We start from the raw sequence: 16866 nt of genomic DNA on the forward strand, positions 1-16866 counted from the left end.
TCCTATGCAGATGCTCGAATGATACCGTCCAATGGGAAGGGTATCAGGCATGTTTCTTCTGGGCTTCTTGTTCACAAGACTCGCTGCAATAGCCGTGGTACTTTTCTTCACAGTCCGAGCAGCAGAGATGCAGCTTATGACAGCGGGTATTTTCACAGTTGATATAGTTCTCCGTCGGACCGCCGCAGTGATAACACCGGCCGACGACAGTTTCATTCACCCGGTTGACAGGTACCGACAGGCGCTCGTCGAAGACGAAGCACTTACCTTCAAAGTCTTTCCCCTTTACTTCCGGATCCTTGCCATAGGTGACAATCCCTCCGTCCAGCTGGGCCACATCCTTGAATCCTTCCTCCAGCATAAAGGCGGTCAGCTTTTCACAGCGGATCCCGCCGGTACAGTAGGTGATGATTTTTTTGTCCTTCTTATCCCCCAGATTCTTTTTGATCCACTCAGGGAACTCCCGGAAGGATTTCACCTCGGGACGAATCGCGCCTTTAAAATGGCCCAGGTCATACTCATAGTCGTTGCGGCCATCGATCACCAACACGTCATCCCGCTGCAACAGCTCGTAGAACTCTTTCGGGCTCAGACGCTTCCCGCTCTTTTTATTCGGGTCCAAATCTTTGTCCACGCGGAACGTAACCAGCTCCTTTTTGGGCCGGACATGCAATTTCTTAAAGGCGTGGCCGTCGTGGGGATCCACCTTGAACGGCATGTCCCGGAAGCGGGGATCTTCATGCATCGCCTCCATATACGCCTCCGTGGCGGCGACAGTACCGGAAACAGTGCCGTTGATCCCCTCTTTCGCAACCAGGATGCGCCCCTTCAGCCCCAGTTCTCGGCAAAAAGAGAGATGCTCCTCGGCAAATGCCTCCGGATCTTCAATCGGTACATATTGGTAATATAATAACACTTGGTATTGGTCGTTTTTTGCAGACAAACTCTTCACTCTCCTTCGTCACAACCCGCCTAGGGAACGATCGGTAGGCAATTCCCCCGAACGTCCCCTTCCCATTGTAAACCAAGTTCCCGCCGAAGGGAAAAGGTGGTTATTACTCGAAGTGTTTAGTCCAATCCATATACCGGTCTTCTGGGTCACACTACTTTCCCTCTCCGGTTCATCAACATTAATCCGCCTACGATCAAGATCATTCCCAAGAAGGTCGTTAAAGGGAATGGCCGAAAACAGCATAATCCAACAGCGCCGTCACAGGGGGAACGCAGTAGAAGAGGCTGGTGACATTCGTCAGATGTCCCCGGCGAATCAGAAGATACAACAACAGCGTGGCGCCAACGGAAATGATTAGGACCATCCAAGCCAGAGCGATGCCAAACTGAATAGTCCAACTTACCGCATACGATTCAAACACGAGTGCCAAAAAGACAGCAGGATGGAGCTTACCGTATATTGAAGGGCCATATTGGCGGGTAAGCTCAGGGAAATGCGCTTCTGCCAGATGGTCCCGATGGTGATACTGGCCAAAGACAACAGTGCACTGCCGATTCCAACGACGGAAATGGTCCCTATAAAGATACTGTCTCCCACCACCAGGACCAAGCCCTGGATCCCTAGCAGCAACCCCAGCCACTGGTTTTTATTCGTCTCTTCTTTTGCAAAAACGGCTGTTAATATGGGGTGTGCTCCCAGGATAATCGCCAACAAGCCGGGAAACACCTCGTAAGCCAGTGCCAGGAAGAAAAAAATCTGATAGCCGACCTGAAGAAAAAAGCCCGTTATCAGGATATCCCGCCACTCCACCCATTGGGTGGGAAACGCCGGCCTTAGACGGAAACAGATCAGCCACATGATCACAGTGGACAAGAGTAATCGGAGAGCCAGGAAGTTGAAGGGTCGGGCTTCGTCCAAACCCAGTTCGACAAAAATCCCTCCGCTGCTCCACATGACCACAAATGCAAGAGAAACCCACACTCCTCTTTTGGCCATCAGCGATCCGGGATGAGCGGATTCTTCCGGTACTTTGTTCGCTTGCTCCATGCCAAGCCCTCCAATAGCCGAATGGAATCCTTTTGATCCTTTTCGAGAGTGTAGAAATAAGTCCTCCCTGAAATCCCTCAAGACGTGGCATATAGGAATAGCCAACTCGTGTCTGTGTATCGGACATACGCCGCTTTTATTCTGATAATTATTTAGATTGACAAAGAACTGAATATTGTGTTTAACTGTCACCGAAAAGTGGTAAACAGGTCATCTGATGATCTGGTACCATCCTAGCACAGACGGAAGCAAGGAAATAATATCAAAGGAGGGGTTGTTGGATGTGGACACAGGTTTATGAACCGGTTCTCGGCAATACGTGGCTGTCCGCTTTGGTCGCGGCGATCCCCATCTTCTTTTTCTTTTGGGCGCTCGCCTACAAACGGATGAAAGGACACTTGGCAGGCTTGATCACCGTGGGCCTAGCCCTGTTGATCGCCGTTCTCGTCTACCGGATGCCGGCGCCGCTTGCAGGTGCGTCATTTGGTTACGGCTTCTTTACTGGCCTGTTTCCGATCGGCTGGATTATTATAAACGCCGTCTTCTTATACAAAATAACCGTAAAGACAGGACAGTTCGACATCATCCGTTCCTCCATCGTTTCGATTACCGATGACCATCGGTTGCAGGCACTTCTGATCGCGTTTTGTTTCGGCGCTTTCCTGGAAGGGTCCGCCGGTTTCGGAACACCGGTGGCCATATCGGCGGCGCTGTTGACGGGACTGGGCTTCCGTCCCTTGTATGCAGCGGGTATCTGCCTGATTGCCAATACGTCTCCCGTCGCCTTCGGAGCGATCGGGATCCCGATTATCGTCGCCGGTAAGACAACGGGCCTGGACACCATGGCGCTCAGCGAGATGGCCGGCCGGCAGCTTCCTTTCCTGACGATGTTTGTTCCCCTGTGGCTGATCATCATCATGGCCGGTTGGAAAGGGGCGCGGGAAGTGATGCCTGCCATCCTGGTCACCAGCGGCACCTTTGCTCTCGTCCAGTTCCTTTCGTCCAACTACCTGGGCCCGGAATTACCCGACGTACTCTCGTCCCTGCTCAGCATCGTCGCGCTGATTTTCCTGTTAAAAGTATGGAAGCCCAAATCCCTCTTCCGCTTCGACAAAGAGACGTACCGACCCGAACAGAAGCGGGAGACCCACACTGCCGGCCAGGTGGTTCGCGCCTGGTCCCCCTTCATCGTCCTGACGGTGCTGATCATTATCTGGAGCATCCCGGCACTGAAGGAACAACTGAACCAGCTCACCTTGGAAATCTCGTTCCCGATACTTCATGAAGCGGTTGCCCAGGCGGCACCGATTGTGCCGAAGACAACTCCCTACGCCGCCCTGTACAAGCTGGATTGGCTGGCGTCAGCGGGAACGGCCATTTTACTCTCTTGTCTGGCAAGTCTCTTGTTTGTAAAGATGAAGTTTTCCGAGTGGGTCAAGACCTTTGGCGAGACGGTGAAAGAGCTTCGCTTACCGCTTCTTACCATTGTATCCGTACTGGGCCTGGCTTACGTCTACAACTATACCGGCATGAGCGCCACCCTCGGGTTGGCGATGGCCAATACCGGATTCCTGTTTCCCTTCTTCGCCCCGGTATTGGGCTGGCTGGGCGTTTTCCTGACCGGGAGCGACACCTCCTCCAACGCCCTTTTCGGCAACTTGCAAAAAATCACCGCCAACCAAATCGGTATCGACCCGACACTCACCGTGGCCGCCAACTCCACCGGCGGGGTGACCGGAAAGATGATCTCGCCCCAGTCCATTGCTGTAGCGACGGCGTCGGCGGGACTGGTAGGCAAGGAAGGGGACTTGTTCCGCTTCACCTTGAAGCACAGCTTTCTCTTTCTCCTGATCGTCTCGATCATCACCATGCTGCAGGCTTATGTCTTCATCTGGATGGTCCCTTAACGGGCCTTCTGTAACGGAAATTTTCCAGCGATTTACTTCCATAACTCTGGGGTCTCTTTCGCAGCACCCCGGTCAAAAAGAGAGGAGATGCCGATGCGGGTCGGTTTGTATATCACCTGCCTGTCGGACGTGTTTTTTCCGGAAGTAGGCATCAGCATGGTACGTGTACTGCGCCGTCTGGGTGTGGATGTCGATTTCCCGGAGGCGCAAACCTGTTGTGGACAGCCCGCCTATAACAGCGGCTACCGGGAGGAAGCTAAAAAAGCGGCCCGCCAAATGATCCGTGCTTTTGACGGATATGAGGCTGTTGTCACCCCTTCCGGTTCTTGCGCCGCTATGGTGCGTCACGACTATCCGAAGCTGCTCACGGGCGACGGAGAGTGGGAAACTCGAGCGCGGGAATTGGCAGACAAGTGTTGCGAGTTTTCCGAGTTTATCGTCAAGCATCTGGGAAAACAACGCATAGAGGCCCGGCTGGAAGGAACGGCCACCTACCACCATTCCTGCCACATGTACCGGGGCTTGGGCTTGGCGGATCCACCGCTGACCCTTCTGTCCCGGGTGGAAGGGCTGACAGTAAAAGAACTTCCCCACCGTGACGACTGTTGCGGGTTTGGAGGCACCTTCGCCGTCAAGATGGCGGATATCTCCACGGCCATGGCCGACGAAAAGATCGCCCATGTGGAAGATACGGGAGCCGAGTTTCTGATCGGTTCCGACATGAGCTGTCTGATGCACCTGGGAGGGCGTCTTCGCCGGAAAGGAAAACCGGTGGAAATCTTGCACGTCGCACAAGTGCTGGACCGGGGGATGATCTCATGAACCCGCATACCAACCGAGACCCCTTCCCGAAGCGCGTGGAGAAAGCATTGGACGACGGGTTTCTGCGGGAAGCAGTCCGAAAAACCCAGAACAAGCTCCGCACAGGAAAAAAGACCGCCGAAACGGAAGTGGGCAACTGGGAAGATTGGCGCCTGCGGGCGGAAGCGATCCGTCGTCACACCATCGAAAACCTGGATTACTACCTGGACCGGTTTGCCTATAACGTGGAGAAAGCAGGCGGCCATGTCCACTTCGCCGATACAGCCTCCGATGTGCTGGAGGTGGTGACCGGTCTGATTCGGGAGAAAAACGCCCGGTCCGTCGTCAAGTCCAAGTCGATGGTTTCCGAAGAAGTGGAGCTGAATCGCATTTTGGAAGAGATGGGTGTGGAAGTGGTAGAATCCGACCTGGGTGAATATATCGTCCAGCTGGCGGAAGAAACCCCTTCCCACATCATCATCCCCGCCATCCACAAGAGCCGGAAGCAAGTGGCCGAACTCTTTTCCCGGGAAGCGGGAGAACCGCTGCCGGAAGAAACACGGGCCCTGACCCGCTTTGCCCGGCAACGGATGCGACACAAGTTCCTTCAAGCGGATATCGGGATTACAGGATGCAACTTCGGCGTGGCCGAGTCGGGTTCCGTAATCCTGGTGAGCAACGAGGGAAACGCCCGACTCACCACCACTCTCCCCAAAACCCATATCGTCATTATGGGAATGGAGCGGATTGCCCCCCGCTGGACGGACCTGGATATCCTCTTGTCGATGCTCACCCGGAGCGCCACGGGACAAAAAATTACCAGCTACGTGACGGCTATCACGGGACCGAAGCGGGCGGGAGATCAGGACGGTCCCGAGGAATTGCATGTTATCGTGGTGGACAATGGCCGGTCGGACATCCTGGGCGGAGAGTACCAGGATGTGCTGCACTGTATCCGCTGCGGCGCCTGCATCAATGTCTGCCCTGTCTACCGCCACATCGGGGGACACGCTTACGGAGGAGTCTATCCCGGTCCGATCGGCGCGGTGCTCACCCCTCTGCTGGAAGGGTTCGACGAGTGGGAAGAGCTCCCCTACGCATCCAGCTTGTGCGGGGCTTGCACCGATGCCTGTCCGGTTCGGATCCCCCTTCACGAATATCTCCTCGATCTGCGGGCGGATGAAGTGGAGGAGAAGCGGACGCCGCTAGCGGAGCGGCTTGCGTTTAAGGGATATGCCGCATTGACGGAGCGGCCTTTCCTCTTTTCCGCAGCGGCCAAAGGCGGATACCTCGCCTCCCTCCCTTTCAGCGACGAGGAAGGGATGATCCGCCAGGAGCTGGGACCGCTCGCCGCCTGGACCCAAACGCGTGACTTCCCCGCTCCCGCCCGCCGTTCCTTCCGGGATTGGTGGAAGCAGGAAGGGAGCAATGAGGATGACTAAATCAGCCAAAAACCGTTTTCTCAACAAGCTGTCCGCCCGCCTTGGCCGCCCCTTGCCGGAACCAGTCACACCGCCGGAGTGGGAAAGTCACCCCTGGAATCACCTGACGGAAGGAAACGGACCGGAGGACTGGGTAAAGCAGTTCGTTGACAACCTGACTGCCGCCGGCGGTGAAGTGGTTCGGGTAAAAAACCGGTTCGCCCTGAAAAAACAGATTCACCAGGATCTGCAGGAAACAGGGTGTCAGCGATTGGTTGTGTGGAAGGAGGAACCGCTCCTTTCCCTGATCGACTCCGCCGAGCTGGACGAGGTGACCGTTTGGAGTCCGGACCAACCGCCGGAAGAACTCCTCGCTCGGGCGGAACAGGCGGACGCCGGCCTGGTATCTGCAGAATGGGGCCTCGCCTTCACCGGCACCGTCTTTCTCTGGAACGAACGCGGCCGGGGCCGCATTGTCAGCCTGTTACCCACCCGTTGTTTGGTCGTGCTATCCGAAGAGCGAATCGCCCCTCGGATGGAGCCGGTGCTCGCCTGGATCCGTGAGCAAGAGAAAGTACCCGCCTGCCTCAACTTTATCTCCGGTCCCAGCCGGACATCGGATATCGAAAACGACCTCAGCATCGGGGTGCACGGGCCGGGCAGCCTCCGGGTATATTTGTTGGCGGAAAATGATAGTAGAAATAAAAGGTGACGAAAGTTCATCCGCTTTGTATCAAACACCCCTCTAAAATAGATGGGCCTATGAAATGGCGGAATTACTATAGGGGGGTGTTTTTTATTTGACGCTGAAGAGGGAGCAACGGGTAGAAAAGCTTTTCGTGTGAACAAGCAGGCCTGCCCAACTTTGGACAGGCTTTTGTTCGGTCAGTACCGATTCCTCTCATATACCTTCAGCGCATTGTACACCGTTTTCAGCATCGGCAGGTCCATCCCCTCCGGTGCCATTTGGATCAGAGAACCTTGCAGATGGTCCGCTTCCACTGCATGCCCTTTTTCCGTATCCCGCAGCATGGAAGATTTCATCGTAGGCTCGATTTGTTGCAGGATAGCGAACACTTTTTCCTCGATCTTTTCATCCAAGTCGGATTGTTGGGTTTTGGCGATGGTCACGATCTCCGATAGCAGACGCCGGGTGACTTCCTTGCCGTACGGGGCATCCAGAATCGGTCCGATACTGCTTTTCATCAATGAAGTGATTCCGCTAAAGGTGGAGATGAAAATATATTTGTTCCACATTTCCCGCAAGATGTGGTCGCTGGTACGTACTTTGGCCCGTGTCCCGCTGAGATGGGACAGGATCCGTTTTACCCGGGGAGAATCCGTTCCATCCAACTCGCCGAACACCATATCATGGGCGCTGCTGTACTGTTCGATTTCACCCTTTTCATTCAAGGTCGTTTCGATGAAACAAAGCCCGCCCAGCACTTTTTCCTTACCGAAAGTTTCTTTCAGCACCTGCAGGTGAGTAATCCCGTTTAACAGCGGTAAAACGGCCGTGTTTTCCCCGACATAGGGTATAAGCGAGGGCAAAGCCTGCTCCAAATGATACGCTTTCACTCCAAGGACGATCAGGTCAAAGGGCTGAGCATGGTCTCCGGGAGACAGGGTTTGCACCTCTGCAGAAAAGTCCCCGTGCGTGCTGTGGATGACCAGTCCGTTTTCGTCCAGTTGCCGCTTGCGCTTCGGCCGGACCAAGAAGGTCACGTCTTCCCCTTTTTCCACCAGCCGACCGCCAAAATAACCGCCGACTGCTCCCGCACCCAAGATTAAGATTCGCATAAGGCACCTCCATCTTTTCTACTGTATTAACCATAGCGCATTTGGCGGCGGCTGTAAAAGCAGTCGCACTTGTCGATATGGAAAGACCGCTTTCCTATCTCACAAGGGGTTCCTTTTCAATCACAAACCCGATTCACAGGAGGCCTTCCGATGATCGATATCCGCAAAGCCAGTCAATGCACGCTGAATGCCTGCAATCTTGGAACGATGGTTTTCAAGGGTATTTTCTTCCGATGACGATGACGGAAGAACAATATATATCCCGCCTTCACCATGAAGGCTTGTCTCTGTCCCATTCCCTTATCGCTTTTGACGGTGGGCAGCCGATCGGCTGTGTCCTCAGCGGCTTCCGTCAAATTGCGGGGCAAAAAGTGGCCTGGAACGGCGGCACCGGAGTGGCTCCGGATTACAGGCGCAAAGGAGTGGGGCGTCGGTTGATGACCGCAATGCTGGAACACTACCGGGCAGAAGGAGCCGATCTCGCCCTCCTGGAAGCAATTGCAGAGAATGAGGGGGCGATTGCTCTCTACCAACAATTGGGGTATCGGAGGATGGAGGAACTGGCGATCTGGAAAAAAGAAGGAATGAAAGAAGAGAATGTATTTGCCGCTCCTTCTCCATCCTTTGACACCGAAATCGTCCCCCCTCATCACATCGCGAAAATTCCTTTTTACCGAAGACTAGCCCCTTGGCAGACCCAATGGCAAAGCAACCTTCACGGCCATGGATTGATCGTGAAGGACGAACAAGGAGAAACGATAGGTTACGCACTGTACCGTCACGCAAGAGATAACCAAGGTGCATTGCAGCGCATTCTTTTGCTCCAATGCGAAGCTCGGCCGGGACATCCCGATGCTGATGCCATCCTTGGTTCCGCTCTTCACCGGGTGTTCAAGCCGGAAGAATCGTACACCTTCGGCATGGTGCTCAACCAACCTCCCTGCACTGAGCTGGCCGCGATCTTGGAGGAGGCGGGATTTCAACCAGCCAGCCGGCAAGTCCATATGCAATGCATCATAAAATAAGCCCCACCGGACCATCCAGCGGAAACAAACCTGCCTGAAGGTAACGACGGATGTATTCGCTCTAAGCTTTCGTCTGCCTTTGTTGTTGATTCCATTTTAGCACCGCTTCGCTTAACATCCAAAGGCGGTGCTTTAACTAAAAAAGAAGCACAGCTTCTAAAACGCCATGCTTCTTCACTCCTTTTAACACCAACCCAGGTCACAGTCTTCTGTATAGTGACGGTGGGATACGGCACTTGTTTTCGTCATGTAGATGTGTTGTCTGTCTGCTTCATAACCCTCTTTCATGTGAAGCCGTTTGTCTACCAAATCCAGTGTACCGATCTTTTTCCGATTGTAGTACAGTATCATTTCGCCCGAGTTTGCCATTCGACCCGTGACGCGGTTGGTAATATTGACACGTTGCCGATCTTGGGACATGCGGAACCCTCCTTTTCAGCGGAATATCCGCGGCCGGAGCACCGGCCGCGACCCCGATCATCCTTGAAATATCAGTCTGCGGATACCATCTCTTTGTATTTGGAAGCATCCATCAGTTTCTCCAGATCTGACGGATTGCTCATCTCAACGACAATCATCCAGCCGTCGGAGTAGGGAGACTCGTTGACGTTTTCCGGGGAGTCTTCCAGATCTTCATTCACTTCCACCACTTTGCCGCTGACCGGAGCATACAGCTCAGAGACCGTTTTCACCGATTCCACGCTGCCGAAAGGAGAGTCGGCTTCCAATTCATCTCCCACTTCCGGCAATTCCACAAATACGATGTCACCCAACTCCGATTGGGCAAAATCGGTGATGCCGATGCGGACCTTGTTGCCGCCCTCTTCTTTTACCCACTCGTGCTCTTCGCTGTACTTCAATTCCTCGGGCAGGTTCATCTTATCGTATCCTCCCAACCTATTCATTTTCGCCCAACACGCGTTTCAGGGGGCGCTCCAACATGCTGAGAGCTTTTTCCCCTGCTGAGCGGTGGCGCAATTGACCTTCTTGGTCAAAGAGATAAAATGCCGGGACAAATTCGTTTTCAAAGGCATCGGTGATGTTGTGTTGATTGTCCACTGCCTGCGGATGAGTCATCTCATATTTTTCAATATTTTCTTTGACGGTATCCACATCCGTATCTTTTTCCGAGCGAGGCATATGAATGCCGATCACTTTTAATCCTTGATCCGCATATTCATCCCGCATTTTCAAAACGTCTGGCATGCTTTTTTTACACAGGCCGCAGCTGACAGACCAGAAATGGATCAAAACCGGTTGTCCCTTCAAGTCTTCTTTGGTCACTTCTCCGTTAATCCATTCGGTCGCGCCTTGCAGTTCGGGCATTTGTGTACGCAGACGCAAAGCCATGATCATGAACCTCCTTTGTTTCCACGCTAAAACTCCTCAATCTATTAGTAACCCAAAAAAGACGGAATCAATCCCATGTTTGTGGAAGAAAGGACCTAACGACGAGCGTTAGGCCCTTCAGCTTGCAGGTCATCACGAATTAGAGGGTTTTTTCACCCGGTTTCCAGTTGGCAGGGCACAGGCTGCCGGTTTGCAGTGCCTCCAGCACGCGCAGCGTTTCGTCCACACTGCGGCCAACGTTGTCGTCGGTTACCACTTGGTAACGAACGATGCCTTCCGGGTCGATGATGAACAGGCCACGCTGAGCGGCACCTGCTTCTTCGTTCAGCACGCCGTAGGCACGGGATACTTTATGGGTCGGGTCTGCAGCCAGAGGATACTTGATATCGCCCAGACCGTTTTCATCCCGCGGAGTATTAATCCAAGCACGGTGAGAGAACTCACTGTCCGTGCTGACACCGAGGACTTCGGCATCCAGGTCTTGGAATTCTTCGTAACGGTCGCTCAGAGCGGTGATTTCCGTCGGGCAAACGAAGGTAAAGTCACGCGGGTAGAAGAACAGTACCAACCACTTGCCTTCATAGTCGGAGAGCTTTACGTTCTCATCCAACGTCTCGAGGTTTTTGGTGCTTTTCATGTCGAAATCCGGTGCAGGAAGTCCAACCAAACGGCTTGCCATGATATCCCTTCCTCCTTGATTTGATTGTTGTTATGTTCCGGGCTTGTTAAAGCCACTGTCTACTTTACCCAACATCCAGGGCAAGTAAACATGCCGATATCATCGGCACATATATAAAGATACCATCCACCCTATTTAAAGTCAATACTAATTTATATTAAATACTAACTGGGAATTGTTCTCATTAAGGAACCGTTAAATTTTAAAAACGGGAAGGAAGCAGTAGGGATTTTCGCTTTTTTGTCAAAAGATTTACCCCGGTTCAACGGAGTCTTAACGGGAGGGCAGTATCATTTCCGGGTAGGACTCACACAGAACGAAAAAAAAAAGGAGAAAACCGGCATGAAAGCGAAGCGTCCTTTGCGATGGGGACTTTCCGTGGTGATAAGCACAGCTGTATTCCTCACCCCGATACTGTCTTCTTCCGCTGCCGTCACCACCCAACCGAAACCGGTAGAGCTGCAGATTCTCGGGATCAACGATCTGCACGGCCAGTTGAATGTCACCCGAAATGTCAATAACCGACCGGCAGGCCGCGCAGATTACCTGGCCACGTATTTGCGCGAAAGAGAAGCGCAAAACCCGAACACGCTGATGGTTCACTCAGGAGACGTGGTGGGAGCCAGTGCTCCGGTATCCGCTCTCCTACAGGATGAACCCACGATTGAAATCTTAAACACTCTTGGGTTTGATATCGGCACGGTAGGCAATCACGAATTTGACGATGGCGTGAAGGAAATGCTGCGGCTCATTAACGGCGGGGAACACGAGAAAACGGGGTATTTTGAAGGAGCCGACTTCCCCTATATCGCCGCCAACGTGGTGGATGAAAAAACCGGCAAACCGATCCTGCCCCCGCACCTCATCAAATCGGTGAACGGCATTCCGGTCGGTTTCATCGGCGTCGTCACCAAAGATACCCCCAAGATTGTCACACCGGAAGGTGTAAAGGGAGTCAAATTCCTGGACGAAGCGGAAACGATTAACCGCGAAGTGAAAAAGCTGAAACAAAGAGGCGTAAAAGCCATCGTCGTCCTGGCCCATGAAGGCGGGTTCCAGGACAAAACCACCGGGCAAGTGGACGGCCGGATCCATGACATCGCAAAAGCAACGGATGATGAAGTGGATGTGATCATGAGCGGCCATACTCATTCCTACATCAACGCAACCATCGACGGCAAACTGGTCGTACAGTCCTACAGCTACGGCACCGCCTTTTCCGATATCGATCTCTCCCTGGACCGGAAAACCCGTGATGTCGTAAAGAAAAAAGCAGAGATTGTCACGGTGTACCAGGAAGGTGTTCAGCCCGATCCGGAAGTGGTGGACATCATCAAGAAATCCGAAGAAAAAGTGGCTCCCATCATCAATGAAAAGATCGGCGAAGCAAAAGAGAACCTGACGAATGAACCCAACGCTGCGGGAGAATCCGCACTGGGTAACTTGATCGCCGATGCCCAACGCTGGAAGATGAATACGGATTTCGCTTTCATGAACCCCGGCGGCATCCGGGCGAATATCGAAGCCGGAACCGTTACCTGGGGCGATCTGTATAACGTTCAACCTTTCAACAATGATCTGGTTACTATGAAAATGACGGGAGAACAGATCCGCAAACTCCTGGAACAGCAGTGGCAGCTGGACCGTCCTCGGGTGTTGCAAATCTCCGGCCTCACCTACAAATGGGATCCCTCCCGGCCGGCGGGCGACCGGGTGGTGGAATTGAAAAAGGCGGATGGTACACCGATTGAACCCGGACAAACTTATACGGTTACAGCCAACAGCTTCCTCGCCGGCGGCGGCGACGGATTCACCGTCTTCAATGAAGCGACAGACAAAGTAGTGGGTCCGGTCGACCTGGATACATTGGTGGAATATGTAAAACAATTGCCCCAGCCTTTCTCCGCAGCGATCGAAGGACGGATCCAACAAGCCAATTAAAACCGAAAGCCACCCATTCCGGGTGGCTTATATATAGGTAAAGGACTATTCGGTTGGAACAGAAAGCGGCTGAATGCAATCCGGAGCATCATGATGTGGTGAATTGACCTGGGAAGATACAGGATACATCTCCATCGTCTCGGAAGGATATGGTTGGAGCATATTGCGCAGCAACTCCGGATCTTTGAGACTGGGGTCAAGCCATACACTTTCGTCCGCAGGATGGAGAATCGCCGGCATCCGGTCGTGTATATCCGCCATTTTTTCATTGGCACGCGTCGTAATAATGGTAAAGGAATGAACGACTTCCCCTTCAGGACTCTCCCACTGGTCCCACAATCCTGCAAAAGCAAACAGCTCGCCTTGATCCAATACGATCCGCATCGGCTGTTTTTTCTCTTCCGTCACATTCCACTCATAAAACCCGTCGGCAGGGACAAGGCAACGATGCCGCAAAAAGGAACGGCGAAAAGCAGGTTTTTGTCGAATGGTTTCACTGCGGGCGTTGATCAGACGGTTGCCGATCTTGAGATCCTTTGCCCACCGGGGAACCAACCCCCAACGCATGGGCACCGCCTTTTTTTCTCCACCGTCTTCCACGATGACAGGCACTGTCTGGGTCGGAGCGATATTATAACGGGGAGAATGTTCCACTGCATCCTCCTGCTGATTCAAATTAAACCGCTGGATAATCTCGCCCAAACCTGTTGTCAGAGTGAATCGGCCGCACAAAGCACCTCACCGCTTTCCTGCTAGTTTTCAGATCTACACCAAAAATATGATAATCTCGTACTTTTATCCTATTATATCACAGGGTGTGGAACAACCGGAGCATCACATCTCACATCTGTATCCATCGTTGTTCGTTCATTCACGCGAGAAAAGGATAACGAGTTATTATGATAAGAGGGGAAACGGAAAAAATCAAGGCCTGCTCATAACACCTAATCATTCTTGCGAAAAAAAGACTGGGCAGACTCCTGAAGGAGCAGCCCAGTCGTGTTTTACTCAGCCCAAGTCTGATCAAAGGTTTTCTCATTAAAACCCACTGTCACCTTTTCACCGTCAGTCACAATCGGCCGTTTGATCAGCATGCCGTCAGAAGACAGAAGATCCAGCATCTCCTCTTCGTTCATCTTCGGCAGCTTCTCCTTCAGATTCAGCTCACGGTACTTTTTCCCGCTGGTGTTGAAAAACTTCTTGATGGGCAATCCACTTTTATCCACCAGCGCTTTCAGTTCATCCTTCGTCGGAGGCTCCTCCACAATGTGCCGTTCCGCTGTGTCGATCCCTTTTTCCTCCAAATATTTTTTTGCCTTGCGGCAAGTGCCGCATTTGGGATAGTGGTACATTACCAAGGGCTTCATGTGTGTTCTCCTCCTGTCGCATATTTCCATCCCCAGTATACCCTTCGGGCAGGATCAGCGAAACACTTGGCCCCCTCGCTTGTACTCTACATCTCCGACATTGTCGCGAACATTGGCAACACGAGCCAGTACAAAGAAAAAATCAGACAGCCGATTGAGGTACCTCCGTACTTCATCATTGGTCTCCTGCGCTTTGGTAAGGGAAACCACCCGGCGTTCCGCCCGCCGGGTCAATACCCGGCATACATGCAACGCAGCGGATACCTCGTTGCCCCCCGGCAAGATGAAGCGCTGAATCTCCGGCGTTTCCGCATCGTAACGGTCAATCCACTCTTCCAAACGGGACACCATCGCGGCGGTTACCCGATACTGCCGTTTTTTTCCCGCTTGAGCCAGATCCCCGCCGGCATCAAACAGCTCATGTTGGATTTCGGTCAGATCACGGATCATATCGGCATGCTTTTTTGTGTCCATTCGAGCAATCGCCTCGCCGACAAAAGCATTCACCTCGTCGGTGGTCCCGTAGGCTTCCACCCGAAGATCATCTTTGTCGACCCGTCCGCCGACCACACTCGTTTTTCCTTCGTCCCCCGTCCGTGTATAAATCCGCACCTGTGTCGTCCCCCTTTCCTCATTCTCCATTTATTTCACGCCAAGTTGAAAAAATCCCTTCTCCTTATCCGATCGTCCGGGACCGGGACAAAAGAGACACCGTCGTTTCTCCGGGAGACAACAACACCTGCGGTACACCGGTTACCGGATGACGAATGACGGCGGCATCCACATCATACACTTCCCGGATCAGGGAAGCCGTCAACAGGGAATCCGGCGGACCCTCCCTCACAATTCGGCCGTCCTTCATGGCCAATATACGGTCACAATAGTGGGCGGCGAGGTTGAGATCATGGAAGACCACCAATACGGCCAGCTCTCTCTCTCTTTGCCACTCCTTAATTTCATCCAATACAGCGATTTGATGGGCGATATCCATGTAAGTAGTGGGTTCATCCAGGATAAAGCAATGGGGTTCCTGCGCCATCGCCTTGGCGATGGCCACCCGCTGCCGTTGACCGCCGCTCAAATGCTGAACCGGACGATGGCGATCTTCGGTCAGACCTGTCTTGGTCAAGACAGTCTCTACCATCGAATCCATCCGGCGCTCCAACCAAGACCAGGCACTTTCATGGGGGTAGCGGCCCATCGCAACCACTTCCTGTACGGTAAAAGCCACAGGGGAAAGCCCCTCCTGGGGGAGCACGGCCACCCTTTGAGCCCGCTCTTTAGCCGCAAAAGCAACCAACGGCTTTCCCTCAAGAACCACCTGTCCGCTGTCCGGTGTTTCTTCCCCAGACAACAAACGTACCAGGGTGGTTTTTCCGCTGCCGTTGGGGCCGATCAAGCCGATGATTTCACCGCGGCGCACGGTGATGTCCACGTCGCGGATCACGTATTTTCCCTGGAAATTTTTTGACAGGCCGATTCCTTGCAACATGACGGTTCCCTCCTTTCAGAGGAACGTGTCAACGCCCCGCTTAACTAAGCTGGTTACTTTTTGACCGTAAGAGCCAAGCGAAAAATGGAGCGCCGATAAAGGCCGTCACCACACCGATCGGAATCTCCCTCGGCTCCATTGCCACCCGAGCCAACAGGTCTGCACCGATCAAAAAGGCAGCTCCAGACAAGGCCGATACCGGCAGCAACACCCGGTGATCCGGGCCGCAGAGAAGGCGTTGAATGTGCGGGATGACCAACCCGACAAACCCGATAATGCCCGAAACGGCCACAGCCGTCCCCGTCATCAGTGTGGCCGCAAGCAATAGAATGGTTCGGGTCCGTTCCACCGGCACACCCAGGTGATAGGCTTCCCTTTCCCCCAACGTCAACAGGTTCAAACGAGGCGACAAGCACCACAGCACACCCAAACCTGTGATCAAAAAGGGGAAAAGCACGGCGGAATGGCTCCACTCCCGCATGGATAAGCTGCCCATCAGCCAAAACTGGATCCGTTGCAGCTGTTCCTCGGAAATCGACAGTATATAGGTGAGCATCGCTCCAAAAAGCGCCTGAACCACTACCCCGGATAAAATCAGGATGCCTGAACCACTCAGGGAACGGGCGGCTGCGGCCTTGCTCAGCCAAATCACCAGCAACAGGGCGAACAGACCGGCCAAAAAAGCCCAAATAGATGTATTCCAAACCCCGAACCAGGCGATCCCCCAACCCGTCAGGATCGCGACCGCCGCGCCCAATGCAGCTCCGGAAGAGACTCCCAGCACATACGGGTCAGCCAATGGATTGCGCAGCAGCCCTTGAAAGACCACCCCTGCCCCGGCCAGTGCGGCCCCGACCAAACCCGCCAATACCACCCGGGGCATCCGAATCTCCCAGATAATGGCGTGAGTGGCCGGATCACCGCTATCGACTGCCAACGGCCATATATGAGCCCGAATCACCCGCCATACATCCGGGATGGTGATATCTGCACTGCCCCAAGAGGCCGCCAGCATCACCATCAAGAGCAGTACGCCCGTCCAAATTCCTCCGTGCCAGCTCAAGCGGACAAGCCAATTCACGGA

Annotated in this window: 18 protein-coding genes; 6 read left to right on the forward strand and 12 right to left on the reverse strand. The window is 53.4% G+C overall.

Features of this window, described 5'->3' with window-relative positions:
- Window positions 1-43: 43 nt before the first annotated feature.
- Both trhO and IEW70_RS04055 read right to left on the reverse strand, forming a co-directional pair.
- The gene (gene trhO, locus IEW70_RS04050; protein ID WP_188646624.1) at window positions 44-943 is read right to left on the reverse strand and encodes an oxygen-dependent tRNA uridine(34) hydroxylase TrhO; all 900 of its coding nucleotides are present in this window, start codon (window positions 941-943) and stop codon (window positions 44-46) included.
- A 408-nt stretch (window positions 944-1351) separates the two neighbouring features.
- Entirely contained in the window at window positions 1352-1999 is a 648-nt protein-coding gene (locus IEW70_RS04055; protein ID WP_188646625.1) for a DMT family transporter, read from the reverse strand.
- A 281-nt stretch (window positions 2000-2280) separates the two neighbouring features.
- Between IEW70_RS04055 and IEW70_RS04060 the strand changes: the two genes are divergently transcribed.
- The 4 genes from IEW70_RS04060 to IEW70_RS04075 all read left to right on the forward strand — a co-directional run bounded on the left by IEW70_RS04060 (window position 2281) and on the right by IEW70_RS04075 (window position 6840).
- Window positions 2281-3906 (forward strand): lactate permease LctP family transporter, encoded by a 1626-nt coding sequence (locus IEW70_RS04060; protein ID WP_188646626.1) that lies wholly within the window; start codon window positions 2281-2283, stop codon window positions 3904-3906.
- 93 nt (window positions 3907-3999) lie between these two features.
- Window positions 4000-4728, forward strand: a complete 729-nt coding sequence (locus IEW70_RS04065) for a (Fe-S)-binding protein (protein ID WP_188646627.1) — start codon at window positions 4000-4002, stop codon at window positions 4726-4728.
- Complete coding sequence (locus tag IEW70_RS04070; protein ID WP_188646628.1) at window positions 4725-6149, forward strand: LutB/LldF family L-lactate oxidation iron-sulfur protein; 1425 nt, start codon at window positions 4725-4727, stop codon at window positions 6147-6149. The genes IEW70_RS04065 and IEW70_RS04070 overlap by 4 nt, the downstream gene beginning before the upstream one ends.
- Window positions 6142-6840, forward strand: coding sequence for a LutC/YkgG family protein (locus IEW70_RS04075; RefSeq protein ID WP_188646629.1), 699 nt, complete (start codon window positions 6142-6144; stop codon window positions 6838-6840). Before IEW70_RS04070 ends, IEW70_RS04075 begins: the two co-directional genes overlap by 8 nt.
- Before the next feature lie 173 nt (window positions 6841-7013).
- On the opposite strand, the gene IEW70_RS04080 is transcribed toward IEW70_RS04075, so the two are convergent.
- Entirely contained in the window at window positions 7014-7928 is a 915-nt protein-coding gene (locus IEW70_RS04080; protein ID WP_188646630.1) for a ketopantoate reductase family protein, read from the reverse strand.
- Window positions 7929-8104: 176 nt separating this feature from the next.
- Here IEW70_RS04080 and IEW70_RS04085 point away from each other — a divergent pair, with 176 nt between their 5' ends.
- Window positions 8105-8953, forward strand: a complete 849-nt coding sequence (locus tag IEW70_RS04085; RefSeq protein ID WP_188646631.1) for a GNAT family N-acetyltransferase — start codon at window positions 8105-8107, stop codon at window positions 8951-8953.
- A 183-nt stretch (window positions 8954-9136) separates the two neighbouring features.
- On the opposite strand, the gene IEW70_RS04090 is transcribed toward IEW70_RS04085, so the two are convergent.
- The 4 genes from IEW70_RS04090 to IEW70_RS04105 form a co-directional block, all read right to left on the reverse strand.
- Window positions 9137-9373: a DUF2553 family protein gene (locus IEW70_RS04090; RefSeq protein ID WP_188646632.1), complete on the reverse strand. Its 237-nt coding sequence runs from the start codon at window positions 9371-9373 to the stop codon at window positions 9137-9139.
- A gap of 71 nt (window positions 9374-9444) precedes the next feature.
- Complete coding sequence (gene gcvH, locus IEW70_RS04095; RefSeq protein WP_188646633.1) at window positions 9445-9831, reverse strand: glycine cleavage system protein GcvH; 387 nt, start codon at window positions 9829-9831, stop codon at window positions 9445-9447.
- Between the two features lie 19 nt (window positions 9832-9850).
- Window positions 9851-10303 carry a redoxin domain-containing protein gene (locus IEW70_RS04100; protein WP_308423122.1) on the reverse strand — a complete coding sequence of 151 codons (453 nt, stop codon included), beginning with the start codon at window positions 10301-10303 and terminating at the stop codon, window positions 9851-9853.
- Window positions 10304-10442: 139 nt separating this feature from the next.
- Window positions 10443-10982, reverse strand: coding sequence for a peroxiredoxin (locus IEW70_RS04105; protein WP_188646634.1), 540 nt, complete (start codon window positions 10980-10982; stop codon window positions 10443-10445).
- Between the two features lie 342 nt (window positions 10983-11324).
- Between IEW70_RS04105 and IEW70_RS04110 the strand changes: the two genes are divergently transcribed.
- Window positions 11325-12923 (forward strand): bifunctional metallophosphatase/5'-nucleotidase, encoded by a 1599-nt coding sequence (locus IEW70_RS04110; protein ID WP_188646635.1) that lies wholly within the window; start codon window positions 11325-11327, stop codon window positions 12921-12923.
- Window positions 12924-12968: 45 nt separating this feature from the next.
- Here the strand turns inward: IEW70_RS04110 and IEW70_RS04115 are convergent, their stop codons facing one another.
- The 5 genes from IEW70_RS04115 to IEW70_RS04135 form a co-directional block, all read right to left on the reverse strand.
- Window positions 12969-13655, reverse strand: coding sequence for an SOS response-associated peptidase (locus IEW70_RS04115; protein WP_188646636.1), 687 nt, complete (start codon window positions 13653-13655; stop codon window positions 12969-12971).
- 272 nt (window positions 13656-13927) lie between these two features.
- Entirely contained in the window at window positions 13928-14290 is a 363-nt protein-coding gene (locus IEW70_RS04120; RefSeq protein ID WP_188646637.1) for an arsenate reductase family protein, read from the reverse strand.
- Between the two features lie 54 nt (window positions 14291-14344).
- Entirely contained in the window at window positions 14345-14902 is a 558-nt protein-coding gene (locus IEW70_RS04125) for a cob(I)yrinic acid a,c-diamide adenosyltransferase (protein WP_188646638.1), read from the reverse strand.
- A gap of 64 nt (window positions 14903-14966) precedes the next feature.
- Complete coding sequence (locus IEW70_RS04130) at window positions 14967-15782, reverse strand: ABC transporter ATP-binding protein (protein ID WP_188646639.1); 816 nt, start codon at window positions 15780-15782, stop codon at window positions 14967-14969.
- Between the two features lie 40 nt (window positions 15783-15822).
- Window positions 15823-16863, reverse strand: a complete 1041-nt coding sequence (locus tag IEW70_RS04135; RefSeq protein ID WP_229751811.1) for a FecCD family ABC transporter permease — start codon at window positions 16861-16863, stop codon at window positions 15823-15825.
- Window positions 16864-16866: the final 3 nt, after the last annotated feature.

It is taken from the genome of Marinithermofilum abyssi, assembly GCF_014641195.1.
Classification (GTDB): domain Bacteria; phylum Bacillota; class Bacilli; order Thermoactinomycetales; family DSM-45169; genus Marinithermofilum; species Marinithermofilum abyssi.

Excerpts from the sequence above, each read along its gene's own strand:
- IEW70_RS04130 (WP_188646639.1), bottom strand. The coding sequence starts at position 15,782 with ATGTTGCAAGGAATCGGCCTGTCAAAAAATTTCCAGGGAAAATACGTG.
- IEW70_RS04065 (WP_188646627.1), top strand. The coding sequence starts at position 4,000 with ATGCGGGTCGGTTTGTATATCACCTGCCTGTCGGACGTGTTTTTTCCG.
- IEW70_RS04080 (WP_188646630.1), bottom strand. The coding sequence starts at position 7,928 with ATGCGAATCTTAATCTTGGGTGCGGGAGCAGTCGGCGGTTATTTTGGC.
- gcvH (WP_188646633.1), bottom strand. The coding sequence starts at position 9,831 with ATGAACCTGCCCGAGGAATTGAAGTACAGCGAAGAGCACGAGTGGGTA.
- IEW70_RS04085 (WP_188646631.1), top strand. The coding sequence starts at position 8,105 with ATGCACGCTGAATGCCTGCAATCTTGGAACGATGGTTTTCAAGGGTAT.
- IEW70_RS04055 (WP_188646625.1), bottom strand. The coding sequence starts at position 1,999 with ATGGAGCAAGCGAACAAAGTACCGGAAGAATCCGCTCATCCCGGATCG.
- IEW70_RS04070 (WP_188646628.1), top strand. The coding sequence starts at position 4,725 with ATGAACCCGCATACCAACCGAGACCCCTTCCCGAAGCGCGTGGAGAAA.
- IEW70_RS04075 (WP_188646629.1), top strand. The coding sequence starts at position 6,142 with ATGACTAAATCAGCCAAAAACCGTTTTCTCAACAAGCTGTCCGCCCGC.
- IEW70_RS04100 (WP_308423122.1), bottom strand. The coding sequence starts at position 10,303 with ATGGCTTTGCGTCTGCGTACACAAATGCCCGAACTGCAAGGCGCGACC.
- IEW70_RS04120 (WP_188646637.1), bottom strand. The coding sequence starts at position 14,290 with ATGAAGCCCTTGGTAATGTACCACTATCCCAAATGCGGCACTTGCCGC.
- IEW70_RS04090 (WP_188646632.1), bottom strand. The coding sequence starts at position 9,373 with ATGTCCCAAGATCGGCAACGTGTCAATATTACCAACCGCGTCACGGGT.
- IEW70_RS04060 (WP_188646626.1), top strand. The coding sequence starts at position 2,281 with ATGTGGACACAGGTTTATGAACCGGTTCTCGGCAATACGTGGCTGTCC.
- IEW70_RS04110 (WP_188646635.1), top strand. The coding sequence starts at position 11,325 with ATGAAAGCGAAGCGTCCTTTGCGATGGGGACTTTCCGTGGTGATAAGC.
- IEW70_RS04105 (WP_188646634.1), bottom strand. The coding sequence starts at position 10,982 with ATGGCAAGCCGTTTGGTTGGACTTCCTGCACCGGATTTCGACATGAAA.